Genomic DNA, 15,984 nt, shown 5'->3' with positions numbered 1-15,984 from the left:
TTTTACCGCTTGGTCAAGTCTATCCACACCAGCCCATTCCTATCTTTAGGAGCTCAATGGAACCTAAATAAACCGCCCTTTTCTGGAAAAGGGCGGTTTATTTTAATATTCAACTATTTATAATGAAGTTTAAGAACTATCCTGCTTGTTCTCCACACGAAGCAACTGCTAGCGTACCGACACGGCTGCACCCAACGCCACAATCGGATCAATAGCCCGAATACCCAGTGAACGCTCCAGCTCTGGCGCAAAGTTCATCGTTACAAAACCTGTGCAGGCAAGTACGATGACCTCAGCTCCCTTCTCCTGAATCCGCAGCGCTGCTGCTATAGCCGCCTCTTTACCTTGTGCAGTGTTCAAGTCCAGTGTCGTCTGCACACCTATGGGACGCTCTGTACCGATATAGGAATTGCCCAAAATGTGGCGAATCAGCGGCGGAGCCTCCTCCAAAATGGTCAACACGCCTACACGGCTGGCCGATGTCAGAGCCAAGAGTGCCGCACAAGACCCCGCCCCGTATACAGGTACAGATACAGCTTGACGAGTTTCCTCTAGCGCCGGATCAGCCGCGCAGCTAATACCGATAGACGTACAGCCTTGTTCAACGAGTTGTTGCGCCGCAAGCACAATTTTAGGCACCGCTTCCCGGTCTGTGATATCATCGTAGATTCCTTTCGGCTGATCAGGGATACATACACTGGTGACAGGCAGCCCGTAGCGCTGCTCAATGACCCGGCCGTGAAGGTCGATAGCTGCTTTGTCTTGCATGGTAAGCACTCTGATCATTCCAAGCATGATAACTTCCTCCCTTTTATCTCTCTAGCAACTGACCAGCCTTCATCATCAGACGACCATCCAGATATACATCCGGTTTTTGTACGACTCCGTCAATATGTACACCCGCAGCGACAGTTCCCCCGAAGGTATTATTACTGCCAAAAGCGACATGAATCGTGCCATACACTTTCTCGTCCTCTAACACAACACCTGTAATGCGGGCTTTATCATTCGTTCCAATACCAAATTCGGCCAGCATTCTACCATCGCCTTCGCCGAGCATATCCAACAGGGACTGTCCGGCTTCCCCTTCTGCGGCGATTAATCTGCCATTTTGCACCGTTAGCAGCAGCGGCTCTTGTAAGGCACCGATTCCTGCTACAGAACCGTCCACCACAATCTGACCCTGTGCCGTTCCTTCCAGTGGAGCAATATACGCTTCACCGGAAGGCAGATTGCCCGATTCGCCAGGATTCAAATACATACCTGTACTGGGAACGCCGTTGCGCCCTTCTATGGTAAAGTTCAAGCTATATCCATCCTTTTCAATCCGTACCTGCTTGGCAGCAGTCAGCAATGCGGTTACCTCTTCGGTCAGCGCCTTGACCTTCGGATAATCAGCAGCGATTGCTCCATTCATGAACATATCGTCTGTCATGCCAGGCATGGTCGCCAGGCGTGCTCCAGCAGCTGCGGCCTGCTTACGGGCACTTGTATGTGTCAGCGAATACCGGGTGACACATACAACAACGTTGGAACGAAGCATGGCTTCGGCAACAGGGACTGGAGGCTCCTCGCCCGATTTGGAGCGAACCTTCATCGTCAAAATAGCTGCTTCTGCCCCCAGTGCCTTGCCAGCCTCATATATGGACTCGCCCAATTCTTTTTTATCATCGTCGGTTACGACCAGAAGCGTCTCCCCAGCGGCAAGTCCCAAACATTTTTGCAATACATTTTTACTGATTTCAATACGTTGTTGACTCATAGTTCTTACCTCCAATTTTTAGCTCCTTACACCATTTCCGATACCAGTTTGCCTATCAAGGCATTGGACAATACAACGGGAACCCCCGAGTAATGCGCCGCTAGCTCTCTATGCGTTTCCGTATAGCCCATGCAATCCAGCACGATCAGATCGGCTTGATTCTTGAACTGTCCGGCTGCTCGGCAAAATTCTTCCTCACTGCCACTGTAAGGTGAGACCGCCGCAAACTCTGGATTCAATCCATATGGACTGAATTTAAGCTTGAGGTTGTTCTTCTGTTCTTCGAGCGGTCCAATGAGGCCTAGTCTTCTTCCGCTGGACATAGCCTTTAGTACAGGAGGAAGCACATGATCTGGCTCAATTAGAAAAGCGCTTCGGGTATGCAATCCAGGAAACACACCGGTACAGAGTAGCAAAATCGTACGTATGCCTTGCTGCTCCAAACGTGTGATTTTTTCCTGGAGCAGCGGCTGGATTTTTTCGCGTGAAATGACCACCGACTCCCCGGTCGTCAAGCGCGAGGTTAATACATATTCTCCCGGTGATGGTGATAGATTCTGTTGTATATAGTCCAATGAGAGCCCATCCAGCGCACCAGCCTGTACCAGCTCTGCCCGTCCTTCCAACGCCCTTTCTACGATAGGGGCCACATCTGACCGAGGGGCTTGCCCAATCGTAATCATCCCAAGCTTATGCATTTTGAACCCCTGCTTTCGCTTCATTTTATTTTACGCTCCTGGCGACAAAGGGCAAGCCCGCGGTCTGCCCTTATTTCGGTTCTGGTGAATAGTTTTAACTTATGTTACTGCAACTTTCCTAACATAAACAATGTTCGTTCTGACCAAAACAAAGGCTTATTTGTTGTGCATAAAGGATAAAAAAACAAAATCATAGCGCCATTATTACATTTTATCCCTTTTTAGTGTCAAAAAATATAACGCAGTATAAATATCTCTTCCCTCACTGCCCTGCGCTTTGAAGTGTCTTACCTGTCCGTATATGCTAAAATACTTCCGTATCGGCTATTCGCCTACAGGAGGGCATGATCATGAAACAATCTATTTTGATCGTAGAAGACGAAGAAAAGATTGCCCGGCTTCTAGAGATCGAACTTCAATTTGAAGGCTATCAAGTATGTAAAGAAAAAAACGGAATTGATGGGCTGGAGACGTATTGCAAAGGCAATTGGGACCTAGTGTTGTTGGATATTATGATTCCCGGTCTCAATGGCATCGAGCTACTTCGGAGGATTCGTAAGCATGATGCGAACGTTCCTGTCATTTTGCTGACGGCTAAAAGTTCCATTGCAGATAAGGTCGAGGGACTCGATTTGGGAGCCAATGATTATGTTACCAAACCGTTTGTGATCGAAGAGCTGCTTGCACGTGTACGGGCCGCACTCAGAGTGGGTGCAACGAAAAACACGGCTCCACAAGTGGTAGATAAATGGCTTAGTGCCGGGGATTTACGTCTCCATGAAGGTACTCGTGAAGTTCTTCGGGGAGAGCACAACATTGAGCTTACACCGCGAGAGTTTGACTTGCTCGTTCATTTACTCAGACACCAGCGGCAGGTACTTAGCCGTGAACAATTACTGGAGAATGTATGGGGCATAGATTATATGGGCGATACCAATGTGGTCGATGTGTATATTCGCTACGTGCGCAATAAAATCGACCCTACGCGCCAGCTCCCTGAGCTGATCCATACTGTACGCGGAATTGGTTATGTTCTGAAGGAATCCTTATGAAGCTACAAAACAAAATCCATACGTATACCTCGTTATTATTCGGAATTTTACTTGTGGCCATTAACTTCTCAGTCTATTTCCTATTCAGCCAACTTTCGATAGACAGTCGAAAAGGCCAGGTAGAGGCCGCAGCAGAAAACATGATTCGTGGGATTCAACGTGCTCCGGTATCCGTAGCCGCTGAGGATCTTCTCCGAGCCTATGTACCGCTGGATGGCATGCTTCGGCTAATGAAACCAGAAGGCGACTTTCTTCCCCCTATCACCTCTTCTTCCGAGCAATCTCTTAGCTTGATGAAGGGCGTTTTTGATGAAACACGGCAGGTTCGCATCATTACCTATGAAAGCAACCGTTACATTCTTGTATCGCTCCCCATGATTTGGACCAATGGCGAGGTTGTCAATCTCCAGGTGACCGAAAGTCTGCAACCGACGATGCAGACGCTACAGGTACTCAGAATCGTACTTGTTGCTGTCACTGGAATTGCGCTCATTCCTGTCGTGGTATCGGGAAGACTGCTCGGCAGACTGATCACACGTCCAATTACATCTATGATTAGCACGATGAAAGAAATTCAGCGCAGCGGGAAATTTAAACGTCTTCCACTCCATTCATCATCACGCGACGAACTGGTCGAAATGGGTGAAACATTTAATGACATGATTGAACTGCTGGAGCGGAATTTCGTCAGGCAAGAACAATTTGTATCTAATGCGTCCCATGAATTGAAGACACCGCTCACCATTATTGAAAGTTATGCCAGCCTGCTCAAACGGCGGGGGTTGCAGCATCCCAAGATTTTTGCCGAATCCGTTGAAGCGATCCATTCCGAGGCGATCCGAATGAAGGACATGGCAGAGCAGCTTCTTTTGTTGGCCAGAAACGAAGAACAGTGGAATGTCGTGCTGGAGCCTGTACGCCTGACCAGAATAGCGACAGAATTAAAGGCTACATTTGAAAATGCGTTCGCCCGACAAATTCAACTGGATGTACAGGCAGACTGCATTGGCTATACCGATGAAAATAAGCTGAAGCAGCTCCTATTTATCTTTTTGGATAATGCACGCAAATACAGTGACGAGCCGATACACCTGATGATTGATACGATAGGCGATACAGCTCAACCCTGCATAAGAATCACAGATCAAGGAATTGGAATCCCGGAAGAAAAGTTATCTAAAGTATTCGACCGCTTCTATCGTGTGGATGAAGCCAGAAGCCGCGAGGAAGGTGGGACTGGACTAGGCTTATCATTGGCTACAGGAATTGCACAAGCTATACATGCTCAAATTGGGCTAGAAAGTGTAGAGGGGAGCGGAACAACGGCAACGATCATCCTCCCTACCGTTCCAAAATAATAAGCCAAAGGAGGGAATAACGATGAAAGCCATCTATGTGTGGATAATTGGGGGTACGCTGGCGGCTGTATTGATTACAATTTGTCTTTTACAGTGGCCTTGGGCACGGTCGTTAGCAGCTTCTCCATTGGAAGAAAAGGCCGTCATCCAATCCGTTTTGCATCAGTATCCCGGCGAGGTGCTCGAATCCCAACGCTTGGGTGATTTTTATCTGATCAGGCTGGAACGCGCCAAAGGGAAGTATGATATAAAAGCCAATGCCTATGACGGTGTCATCGACTCCATTAAGCGGACACAAGCTTATACAGATGTGGAGCAGGAGCCCCAAGACCACAATTCCGGTAACTCACCAACCAGAGACACATCGAATCCAGCTAATAAACCTGACCCGGTTTCTCTCGTTATTACAGAGAAAGAAGCAGCCAAGCTTGCTGCCAAAGCAGTTAACGGAACATCCGATGATATTGAGCTTCACCGCAACGACAAAGGCCTCTATTATCTGGTTGAGGTTGAGGTGAAAAATGGGCGTGAAGCAGTGGTACAGGTCAATGCAGTATCGGGCTCTATCGACTCTATAACGTGGGAAAAAGAAAAACAGGAGCACAACGAATCATGACGACTTGATGATCATCTCAGCTCATGTTTTCTCATGGTTTTCTCATGATTCTATTATGTTCCTCTCATGTTCAAGAGATAAGCTGTATTCATGCTTATAGCACAAGGAGGAACAATGTAATGAAAAAAAACTATACATTTGGAATTATGGCAGCTACGGTTCTGCTTGGAGTTACGGTTACGGGTGTCTCAGCGAATGCCGTATGGGCCGCTAAACCTACGGGCCTTATTGGAGCGACCGCCGCTGCCAACATTGCCAAGAAGGCTGTGGGGAATAATGCACAAGTTGAAGATGTCGAACTAGAGCGCAAGAATGGAAAAGTCTACTATGAGGTGGATCTCCAGCAAGGGGATAAAGATTGGGATATAGATATTGATGCTCATACCGGGAAAACCATCCGTTCCCATTCTGAGCTTGATCATGACTCTAATAACGAGTCCTCCCTTAACAAACCAAATCACATCACCCTGACAGAAAAGCAGGCTGGACAAATCGCGCTTAAGCACGTGCCCGGGAGTACCCTTTTGTCTTCTAAATTGGATAAGGAAGATGGACAATTCATCTACGAGGTAAAGGTACTCACCAACGAAGGAACCGTTGAGCTTGATATCCATGCATCATCTGGCGCAATCGTGGATACAGACGACGATGATGACAACGAATATTAATTACCCAGGTCATAATTAGGGTAACTAAGTACAGAGCTAATTAAAACGGAGCAGCGAACTTTCGCTGCTCCGTTTTTTTGACCAATGTGACACAGGAAATGAACGAAGATGGCTCCATAAAACTGCACCTATTATTTCTTCATGAATAGACTGATAACTAACAGAGGATTACCTTTTTTCTTCAATCCAAAGTCAAGTGAGGTTCTTATGGCGAAATCCTATACTAAAGCACAGATTCGCAAAATCACCCGTCGTTTCGGCCTGATCCCGTTAAAATCAAGCTTAGTCTCATCATTATACCGAAAAAATGCAGTGATCAAGGTGAAAACGAAAAAGGGAACTTATGCATTAAAACCCTTTAGTCGTACAAAGATGGTCCGTTCAAATACGATTCAACAGATGGAACGAGCTGCGAGCCATATCAGGCTTTTGAAAAAGAGAAAGTATACCTACATGCCCGCATGGCTCCCCACTCATTCCGGCAAGTTATGGACTCTGTATCAGGGAACGCCATTTTATGTAAGTCAGTGGATCAAAGGACGGGGACTGGAGACCGCTGAAGATTTCGAAAAACTGGGGCGGGCACTTGCTACACTTCACGCCACCTCCACCGGCTTGCATCAGATAGATAAAGGAAAGTCCCCTCCGACCATTCAACAATTGCGGATATGGAAAAACCAGGATCGTCTTTTTCAAAAAAAAATGACAAAAACCAGTCGCCATGATAAAACGTACCGCAACTGGTACAATGCTCACGGCGAAGACTGCAAACGTTTATCCAGGCGAGCATGGAAGGATTTGCAGGATGCATCCATTATAAGGCTGCTTCGGATGGAACATCGGCATCCCTCCTTGATACACAGTGATATCACTACCCCGAATGTCATTATTTCGGATGACGGTCATCTCAAAATCATTGATTGGGATCGGGTTAAGATCGGCTCAGCCTATGCTGATTTGGCAAAGGCCCTTATGAATACGACTCAATTCAACCCTGAATTTGTGCAATCCTTGCTGAAGGCATACCAAAAACGCAAACCGCTAAGCCGTACTGAACGGAAGATTGTTACAGCTTTATATAAACTACCACGAGAAGCCTGGCATGCTTCCCGACACCCGAATCGTTCAAGAGATCGCGAAATCCTGGACAATTGGGATCAGTCGTGGCCTCTTCGATTACAAATCATCCATATTTTGCAGGAGTGGGCTCATGCATAAAAGAAAGTGAGGAGCAAAATGTCGATTTTATCGAACGTTGAGCAGATGTACGGAATCAAAATTCAGCGTAGCCGTCAAATGAAGGACATTCACAAGATTGAGACCGCTAATACGACTTATTGCTTAAAACCCTACAAATTCCCGGAAGAAGAGATCCGTTTTATTACACGTGTCTTGTCCTACTTGGATGAGCGCGGGTTTACACGCAGCCAAAAGGTCTATCCAACAGTACAACGAGCGGCTTACATGACCTATGAAGGTGTTTCGTATACATTAACCAATTGGGTTCATGGACTCAGACCAGAATTCACAAAAAGAATAGACTTCAAAAAGGGAATTGCTACTTTAGCCAAATTCCATTCCAGTGCCGTGGGCTTTCCTGTCACTGAAGCTCCGCCATCTAGAATCCGTTATGAAGGCTTGAGCGATGAAATAGCTGGATACAAAAAACGCCTCATCCCATACAGAGGCACAGCACACCTCGTAGCTCTTTGTGAGGAAGTGTCCCATCGCCTACAGCAGCCCAAAGTTAGAGAAGCCATTGCTCAGGAGCAAAAAGCCGCCGCATTTATACACGGCGACTATAATTATCCCAATCTGATTAAAGACAAACAGCTCAAAATCCATATGATCGACTTTGAAAATTGCTCCCTACATGTAAGGATGAAAGATCTCTCCCATCTTCTTCATCGGAATTGTCTTTGGAATGGGACAAAGATGCTGCGCGCGATAGATTACTATCAACGATATCGTCCATTGAGCACCCATGATTTGCATCTGCTTCACGCACTATTGATCTCTCCCTATCATGTGGTCCGCAATATCAGAATAGGCGGCTTCCGTTCTGCCAAGCGAGTCATTCCGTCGTTCGCGCATTTGAACAAATACCGACGTGAACTTAGATCGCTCTTATAATCTGTCAGCTTGGAACTAAACAAAAAAACAGACCCGATGAAGCGGTCTGTTTTTTTGTGTTCTGACAACCAGCTACAGGAAAAGCGCATGCCGCTAAAGCCAATCGAATTGCTGACTGTACCGGTACAACCAAAAATATATAGCATTGTAAACAGCACTTCCCCCTTCTACAATGATGCTAAGACTCAATGCTCCATGGTTTCGAGAAGAGAATTTGGGAAACTAACAATAGAGGTGATGGTACATGTACACCATGACAATAGAAGAAATAAAAGCTTATTTAAACAGAATCGGAATTCCCGAAATTCAGCCTCCTACCCTTTCCTATTTAGTTGAGCTGCATAAGGCTCATGTAAAACATCTTTCATGGCAAACATTGGATATTTTTGCAAGGAAGCCGGCAGCCATTGGTTTTCGAGAATCCATTCAACTCATTCTACATGGGAGAAGTGGTTATTGTTTTCATCTGAATGGTGCCTTTAGTGCACTACTATATTCACTAGGGTACAAAGTCTCTCTGCATCGTGCCGGGGTACAACCTCTGGGAGCTGAACCACGCATTAATTCATTTCATCTTGGGCTAACAGTGAACTTGCTAAATGAGCATCATGAAGATGAAGTATGGATTGTTGATGTCGGGCTAGGCGATATGCCATATGAGCCTCTTCCACTCCGTATGGGGACTTATGAACAAACCCCTCTTCATTATAAAGTTATGGAATCCGGAGTTGTTACAAAAGGTTGGCGCTTAGAGCATGACTCACTTGCTTCATTTGTTGGCGTTGATTTTGCCCCTGCGGTTGTTCAGGATTTGGAAGAATTTATGCCGAAACATCATTTTTATAGCCGCTCAGCGGAATCTCCATGGTTTAACCTGTTTCTGATTCGGCAAAGGCAAGCATTAGAGGCGAATGAACTCAGAGGATGTATTTGGAAAAGACGCGGGCTACACAGTTTGGAAAAAATAGAACTGGATAAGAAGTCGCAGTGGCTGGAAGTGTTGGCAGATGTATTTGGCGAGCCGCTCGTTAACTACAGTCGCCAGGAACGGGACGAGTTATGGAAAAGAGTACTTGCGGCTCATATTGAATGGAAAAAGTCTATGACTGAATCGTTACAGTAGTGAAGCCTCCAACGTAAGGATAGCCTTCAAGCCACATCTTACACCTTTAGCATTTCCGAGGAGTGCTGCAGCATTTCCAATTCCTTCACCATGTTTTCGATCAGCTTTGTGAACGAAGCCAATTCCTCTGAGCTGGAAGCCTGTTGCCGGGCACTGGCTGTTGTGACAGCTGTTTCGGATTGCACACTGTCAAGCATACGGGCAATATCCAGCACCTTGCGCTGAATTTGCTCCTGTGCTTGCTTCGAATTAGATGCAAGCTTTCGCACCTCCTGTGCCACAATTTGAAACCCGCGCCCTGCTTCCTGCGCATGGGCAGCCTCAATCGCCGCATTCAGTCCCAGCAGATGAGTCTGATCGGACAGTTCCCGGATCGTACCGCTCATCTGCTCAATATGCTTAATCTCGTCACTCAAATGCTGTACCAATTCCTCTGTATGTTCCTGCGAAGAAGCAGTGTTGCAGGCACTCTCCGCGATATTATCCGTATTTTCCCTAAGCTCAGCAATCATCCCGGTCAAATTTTGCGCAATTCGGGACACAACGGTCAGCACCTGCGTTTGTTCGTCGGCCAGCTCGTTGATTTGTTCCTTTTCCTTTTCCTGATAAGCTTCCAGTACAAGCTGGGAATCCAGGTTGAACATTTTGGAAAGAGCATGCACAATAGAAAACCAATCCTCTATCCCCGAACGCTTTAAAATGTCGACTGCAATATCAAGATAAGCAATGTAAGTGCCTAAATAATAATCGGAGGACAGTCCGATTCGGGAATGTACCTGCCCCACAAAAAGACGGTGCTCGATAAACTGATCATCTATTTTTCCATCTGCGAGAGAAAGCCAGTATTCACGTTGTGTTTGTTTTAGTCGCTCAATATTCGACCATTTGGAAATAATCGACATGAGATGCGGAACCTTTTCTACATGCTCATAAAACCGATCGACCACCTCATTCACAATAGATTGGAATAGTCCCTGATAATGATGCAATAAAGCCAAATCATCATCAGTAATACCAATATATTGTATCTGTTTTAATCTACTCTCCGCGACATGAATCATAAGTTCCTCCAAATAATAGTTTACATAGATTTTACATTACCATATTTATCGGCAACTTTTTAGAAAATGTTAAAAAAGCAGAAGATTGATTATAATTTTTTTCATAGCAATTTCAGAAAAAATATATATAAACTCAACTGCTTAATGATACAAAAAAAGAATCCGGCAGCACCTGAAATCCCCTGTGCTTGCCGAATTCCCTCTACGAAACACGTTCATCGGATACCTCACAACCGTATGACACCATCCAAATCAACCCATGGTTTCACCATACTGTACTTGTTTATTATTCGTCTTACCGATTCAGGAGGCTACCTACATACCTTAACAGATCGTTGGCGCTGGCTCCTGTGTAGCCGTGCTCCTCAATCAGTCGCTTAATCACCTCATTCATCCGTTTGAGCTGATTAGCGTCAGGCGTTTTGGTCGAAGTCGTAATCTTCACAATATCCTTCAAATCGGCAAACAGCTTCTTCTCAATGGCTTCTCGCAGCCGATCATGATGATGATACTCAAACTTTCGTCCCTTGCGAGAATACGCGGAAATACGGATTAATATTTCTTCACGGAACGCTTTTTTCGCATTTTCCGATACCCCGATTTGCTCCTCAATAGAGCGCATGAGCCGCTCATCCGGGTCGAGTTCCTCATCTGTGAGCGGATCGCGAATTTTCGCCCAATTGCAAAAAGCTTCGATGTTATCCAAATAGTTGTCAAACAGCGTCTTGGCTGATTCCTCGAAAGAGTACACAAAGGCCTTCTGCACTTCTTTTTTCGCCAATTCGTCATATTCCTTACGAGCCACGGAAATGAAATTCAGATACCGCTCCCGTTCTTCCTTTGTGATGGAGGCATGTTGATCCAGACCATCCTTAATTGCTCGTAAAATGTCCAGGGCATTGATGGATTCCACATTTTGCTTAATCAATGCACTAGAAATACGATTAATGACGTACCGCGGGTCTACCCCGGACATACCTTCCTCCAGAAACTCACTTTGCATTTCTTTCAGATCGGCTTCCTTGTATCCTTCGACCTCTTCACCGTCATACATGCGCATCTTTTTGACCAGATCCATCCCCTGTTTCTTCGTCTCCTTCAAGCGGGTAAGCACGGAGAAAATGGCAGCCGTTCGCAGCGCATGAGGCGCAATGTGGATATGTCTCATATCACTTTGGTCAATGAGCTTGGCGTAAATCTTTTCTTCCTCAGATACTTTCAGGTTATAAGGAATCGGCATTACAATCATCCGTGATTGCAACGCCTCGTTCTTTTTGTTTGCAATAAAGCTTTTATACTCGGATTCATTGGTGTGAGCCACGATCAGTTCATCTGCACTGATGAGCGCAAACCGCCCAGCCTTAAAATTTCCCTCTTGGGTCAGAGAAAGCAAATTCCACAAAAACTTCTCATCGCATTTCAGCATTTCCTGAAACTCCATCAGTCCACGATTCGCTTTGTTCAATTCTCCGTCAAACCGATACGCACGCGGATCAGATTCCGAACCATACTCTGTAATCGTGGAAAAGTCGATGCTGCCCGTCAAATCAGCAATATCCTGTGACTTCGGATCAGAAGGGCTGAACGTACCAATACCAATCCGGTTTTCTTCAGATATAAATACCCGCTCCACGCGGACCTTTTCAATATCACCATCAAATTCCGTGCGCAATCTCATCTGGCAGGATGGGCAGAGATTACCTTCAATCCGTACACCCAGCTCCTTTTCAAAATCGGGACGCAGCTCATGGGGAATCAGATGAAGCGGGTCCTCGTGCATGGGGCAGCCTTCAATCGCGTATACGGCTCCCTGATCCGTTCTTGAAAATTTCTCCAGACCACGTTTTAGCAACGTGACCAGTGTCGATTTCCCCCCACTGACGGGTCCCATCAAAAGAAGGATACGCTTGCGAACATCAAGCCGCCTGGCTGAGGAATGGAAATATTCCTCCACCAACTTTTCTAGCGCTCGATCCAGTCCAAAGATCTCCTGCTCAAAAAATTTGTATCGCTTATGTCCCCCAACCTCTTCTACACCAAAAGATTCAATCATCTTGTAAACCCGTGCATGAGCTGTCATCGCCGGCGTCGGGTCTTTCTTGAGTATCTCAATATACTCTCTAAAAGTGCCGCTCCAGGCCAGACGGTTGTTTTCCGCCCGGTACTCCGCAACGCGTTCAAAAATATTCATGCTCGGTTCCTCCCATGACTGCGTAATGACTATCCTCCACTCCTGATGATTATGGCTACACTCGTCACGCCTTTCAGGATATGATGCAATCCCCTTAAAAAAAGTGTAATACATACCTATGCAGATTGATTTCAGAATTGACCTATTTTTTGTGACAGGTCTCTCTGCTTTTTCAAAAAAACCAAGGGATACACTGTGCTAAAATATACAACAACAACGCGGACCTGACGCAATATGGTACAATATAAGCTCGGAATAATGGGATAAAGGAGCGGGAGAAGTCATGGCGGTTCGGCATGAGACGGAGCTGTACGCTCCGGTGAAAGCCTTTTTTGAGAACTTGGGATATGAAGTCAAAGGAGAGGTGCGCAACTGCGATTTGGTGGGTATCAAGCCAGGGCAACAGACACCATTGATTGTGGAGATCAAAAAGACGTTTAACCTGGCGCTTGTGCTGCAAGGCATGCAGCGTTTGAAACTAAGCAGCAATGTATATGTAGCTGTAGAACGAAATCGTGCCAAAAAAGGGGCCGTGAATCAACGCTGGAACGAGCTGGTCGGACTGTGCCGCCAGTTGGGACTTGGCTTGCTCACCGTCACCCATTTCAAAACGAAGCCGCCGCTCGTTGAGGTACTGTGTAAGCCTGCGGCGCATAGCGACAATGTCCACAATGCAGCAACGGTACGCCACGGCTCGCGCAAGGAAAAGCTGCTGCGGGAATTTCACGCACGCAGCGGTGACCACAATACCGGCGGCAGCACCCGACGCAAGCTGGTCACTGCCTACCGGGAAAAAGCGCTGCGCGTAGCCGCAGCCTTGCAGGGCTTGGGGGAAGCTGCCCCGGCGCAGCTCGCTCGCATAGCAGCCGTCAGCACAGCTGCTGCCGTACTTCAGCACAACTACTACGGCTGGTTTGAGCGCGTATCCCGCGGCCGCTATCGACTGACTCCGTTTGGCGAAGCTGCCCTGAACGAGTATGCGGCAGTACTGCAAGAGCATGGCATAAAAACGGCCGCTGAAATGGCCGCAAAGCTTGACGAGGACAGTGGACAGCTCCAGATTGCGGAAGCGCCAATCACTTACTCCACCGTTGTTGTGGAAGCGGAGGATGACTGACATGGGGCGATGGTTTTCGCTAGCTCCGCGCAGTAAATTCGCTAATCGTCTCACCGATCAGATTCATGCCCATAAGCAATTGCTCACGGCCCGGATGGCTAAAATTAAGGCGAATATGGGACGCGCCTTCACTGCCAACCGCACATAGCGCACCTGGCATAAAGGCTACGCCTTTGGGTAACGCCGCCTTTAGCAGCAATGCGCTGTCCAGCCCATCGGGCAACTGCACCCATACATACATGCCACCGGACGGAATATGATACGTCACGTCTTTCCAAAACGGGCGCTTGAGCAGCTCCAAGATTAATTGAAGTCGAGTCGAATATTCCTTGTTCAGCATCGCTAAGTGCTCATGCCATTGAAAACGCGAGCTGGTCAGCAATTGGAACAGCAGCCGTTGGTTCATCGTACTGGATTGCATATCGGCCAGCTGCTTCAAGGCGTACATCCCTTCAATCAGCGGTGCAGGACCAGCAGCCCAACCCGTTCTCAGCGCAGGAGCAACTGTTTTATTGAACGAACCGATATAGAGCACTTGGCCGCCCTGACCCGCATGATCCAGCGCAAATAGAGAGGGGTAAGTCTCTGCAAATTTTCGACTCTGACCATGTGGACTCTTGTCATGGAACTCATTTTTTTGCTTCAAATGCAATTCACCATAAGAATCATCCTCAACTACTAGCACCTCATGATGCCTGCACAGGTCCAAAATTTCCTGCCGCCTAGCCGCGCTCCATAAGGAGCCCGTCGGATTCGTAAACGTCGGCGTGGCAAAAAAAAGCTTGGGTCGATAACGGATCATTAAAGCTTCAAGCTTATCAGGAATGACACCTTCCCCATCTGATTCTACAGGAACGATCTGCGCACCCTGCATAGATAGCACTTGTAAACATCCAGGAGACGTAGGGTTTTCGACCAATACCGGATCACGCTCATCCACCATCAGCCTTATGATCAGGTCAATGGCCTGCTGACTGCCTGTCGTGAGGAGGATTTGACCTGGTGGTACTCTTACTCCTTTACGCTGTTCCCACTCTCCCGCAAGCCATGCTCGCAAAGGGAAATAGCCCTCCGGTTCACCATACTGGAGGGCGTCAGGGCCGGAGCCAAACACATCATGGGCCGCCTCTTCCAGCAGCTTCACCGGAAACAGCTCTTGTGCAGGTAGTTCTTCAGCCAGAGATATAAAGGAGTGTCTTCTCGCATTTTCCCGGATATGACGCACTGGAGAAGCCAACATCGCAGCCGTTCGTGAAGCAAAGGAATATTGCATGAACATCCTCCTTCTCCTGAAAAATAGGTCATGATCTCCGGGCTGACGCGTCAGGCGTATAGCTGCTTCATCTGACGCGCATATAAGGCATAACGTTCAATCGCCTGCGCCCGGCTGGACACGCCTAATTTCGCATAAATTTTACGTAGATAATTATCAATGGAGCGCCGGCTAACTTCGATCTCAATAGCAATTTTGTCATATGTAATTCCTTGTACAATACGTTCCATAATAAACACTTCGGTTTGTGTCAATTCGTCAAAAGGCTCGGACGCCATTAACGGCATAAAGGGCCAATTTCCACATCGAATCCAATCCATCGGTAAAGAAGCAAATCCTTCGCGCAAACCGTTGATCAGATGGATTAACTGGCTCGGTGATGCCTGTTTGGATAACATTCCATTTGCTCCAAGCGAAATTAGCTGCTGAAACAACGTAATATTATCCTCATCCGTCATAATAACAATATGGCTGTCCGGAGACAAGGCCCGCATTTGTGTCAAAAATGGTTCCGCCGTTCCCTCAGGCAACCTGTAGTCCATTAAAATGATTTCCGGTCGAATGGAGCAAGCCAGCTCCAAGCCTTCCGTTCCGGAGGAAGACATCCCTCTGACAAGCAAATCCTGCTGGTCTTCCAAAATAAGCTTTGTTCCCAGCATACTTGTAGGATGGATATCTATGATGACCACCTGCCATACTTTTCTCATATCTAAACCTCCTGAGTTTACAAAAAAATACATAGTTAGTAGCGAAAATAATTCTAAAATTAGGGATTGCATATGTAGAAATTGCGCGAATGTGAACGTATAGGAAGCGAAAAACGTTTAAGGAAATTGTATCCTAGGACTTCCTTCCGATGCAATCTCTTTTTCCAATATTTTTATACGACTATTTCGCTTTTGCGAAATAAATAGGCCCATGATAGAATTGGT

General features: G+C 46.8%; 15 protein-coding genes. 8 read left to right on the top strand and 7 right to left on the bottom strand.

Annotated features, from left to right (window positions below; translation table 11 throughout):
* Positions 1 to 168: 168 nt before the first annotated feature.
* From WA407_RS11970 to WA407_RS11960, 3 genes are read right to left on the bottom strand one after another with little or no spacing between them, the layout of a single operon-like run.
* On the bottom strand, positions 169 to 795 hold the full coding sequence (locus WA407_RS11970; RefSeq protein ID WP_336077425.1) for an aspartate/glutamate racemase family protein: 627 nt from the start codon (positions 793 to 795) through the stop codon (positions 169 to 171).
* A 16-nt stretch (positions 796 to 811) separates the two neighbouring features.
* Complete coding sequence (locus WA407_RS11965; protein WP_336077424.1) at positions 812 to 1,762, bottom strand: aminopeptidase; 951 nt, start codon at positions 1,760 to 1,762, stop codon at positions 812 to 814.
* Between the two features lie 26 nt (positions 1,763 to 1,788).
* Positions 1,789 to 2,484 carry an AroM family protein gene (locus tag WA407_RS11960; RefSeq protein ID WP_336077423.1) on the bottom strand — a complete coding sequence of 232 codons (696 nt, stop codon included), beginning with the start codon at positions 2,482 to 2,484 and terminating at the stop codon, positions 1,789 to 1,791.
* A gap of 326 nt (positions 2,485 to 2,810) precedes the next feature.
* Here WA407_RS11960 and WA407_RS11955 point away from each other — a divergent pair, with 326 nt between their 5' ends.
* The 7 genes from WA407_RS11955 (at position 2,811) to WA407_RS11925 (ending at position 9,410) form a co-directional block, all read left to right on the top strand.
* Entirely contained in the window at positions 2,811 to 3,512 is a 702-nt protein-coding gene (locus WA407_RS11955) for a response regulator transcription factor (protein WP_336077422.1), read from the top strand.
* On the top strand, positions 3,509 to 4,870 hold the full coding sequence (locus WA407_RS11950) for a sensor histidine kinase (RefSeq protein ID WP_336077421.1): 1,362 nt from the start codon (positions 3,509 to 3,511) through the stop codon (positions 4,868 to 4,870). Before WA407_RS11955 ends, WA407_RS11950 begins: the two co-directional genes overlap by 4 nt.
* Before the next feature lie 22 nt (positions 4,871 to 4,892).
* Positions 4,893 to 5,486, top strand: coding sequence for a PepSY domain-containing protein (locus tag WA407_RS11945; protein ID WP_235307893.1), 594 nt, complete (start codon positions 4,893 to 4,895; stop codon positions 5,484 to 5,486).
* A gap of 119 nt (positions 5,487 to 5,605) precedes the next feature.
* Positions 5,606 to 6,154: a PepSY domain-containing protein gene (locus tag WA407_RS11940; RefSeq protein ID WP_336077420.1), complete on the top strand. Its 549-nt coding sequence runs from the start codon at positions 5,606 to 5,608 to the stop codon at positions 6,152 to 6,154.
* A 207-nt stretch (positions 6,155 to 6,361) separates the two neighbouring features.
* Positions 6,362 to 7,372 (top strand): aminoglycoside phosphotransferase family protein, encoded by a 1,011-nt coding sequence (locus WA407_RS11935; protein WP_336077419.1) that lies wholly within the window; start codon positions 6,362 to 6,364, stop codon positions 7,370 to 7,372.
* Positions 7,373 to 7,390: 18 nt separating this feature from the next.
* Positions 7,391 to 8,287 (top strand): phosphotransferase, encoded by an 897-nt coding sequence (locus WA407_RS11930; RefSeq protein WP_235307890.1) that lies wholly within the window; start codon positions 7,391 to 7,393, stop codon positions 8,285 to 8,287.
* A 244-nt stretch (positions 8,288 to 8,531) separates the two neighbouring features.
* Positions 8,532 to 9,410 carry an arylamine N-acetyltransferase family protein gene (locus WA407_RS11925; RefSeq protein ID WP_336077418.1) on the top strand — a complete coding sequence of 293 codons (879 nt, stop codon included), beginning with the start codon at positions 8,532 to 8,534 and terminating at the stop codon, positions 9,408 to 9,410.
* A gap of 38 nt (positions 9,411 to 9,448) precedes the next feature.
* Here WA407_RS11925 and WA407_RS11920 read toward each other — a convergent pair whose 3' ends face one another.
* A complete protein-coding gene (locus WA407_RS11920; RefSeq protein WP_061831409.1) occupies positions 9,449 to 10,471 on the bottom strand; it encodes a globin-coupled sensor protein in 1,023 nt (340 codons plus the stop codon).
* A gap of 295 nt (positions 10,472 to 10,766) precedes the next feature.
* Positions 10,767 to 12,662: a PrkA family serine protein kinase gene (locus WA407_RS11915; protein WP_165176125.1), complete on the bottom strand. Its 1,896-nt coding sequence runs from the start codon at positions 12,660 to 12,662 to the stop codon at positions 10,767 to 10,769.
* A gap of 283 nt (positions 12,663 to 12,945) precedes the next feature.
* On the opposite strand from WA407_RS11915, the gene WA407_RS11910 reads away from it, so the two are divergent.
* Positions 12,946 to 13,779 (top strand): DUF2161 domain-containing phosphodiesterase, encoded by an 834-nt coding sequence (locus WA407_RS11910; protein ID WP_254327713.1) that lies wholly within the window; start codon positions 12,946 to 12,948, stop codon positions 13,777 to 13,779.
* A gap of 19 nt (positions 13,780 to 13,798) precedes the next feature.
* Here the strand turns inward: WA407_RS11910 and WA407_RS11905 are convergent, their stop codons facing one another.
* Complete coding sequence (locus tag WA407_RS11905) at positions 13,799 to 15,052, bottom strand: aminotransferase-like domain-containing protein (protein ID WP_061829165.1); 1,254 nt, start codon at positions 15,050 to 15,052, stop codon at positions 13,799 to 13,801.
* A gap of 50 nt (positions 15,053 to 15,102) precedes the next feature.
* Entirely contained in the window at positions 15,103 to 15,759 is a 657-nt protein-coding gene (locus WA407_RS11900) for a response regulator transcription factor (protein WP_023987808.1), read from the bottom strand.
* Positions 15,760 to 15,984: the final 225 nt, after the last annotated feature.

It is taken from the genome of Paenibacillus sp. 203 (assembly GCF_037027525.1).
Lineage (GTDB): Bacteria > Bacillota > Bacilli > Paenibacillales > Paenibacillaceae > Paenibacillus > Paenibacillus polymyxa_B.
This window is presented reverse-complemented; position numbering and strand designations above follow the sequence as displayed.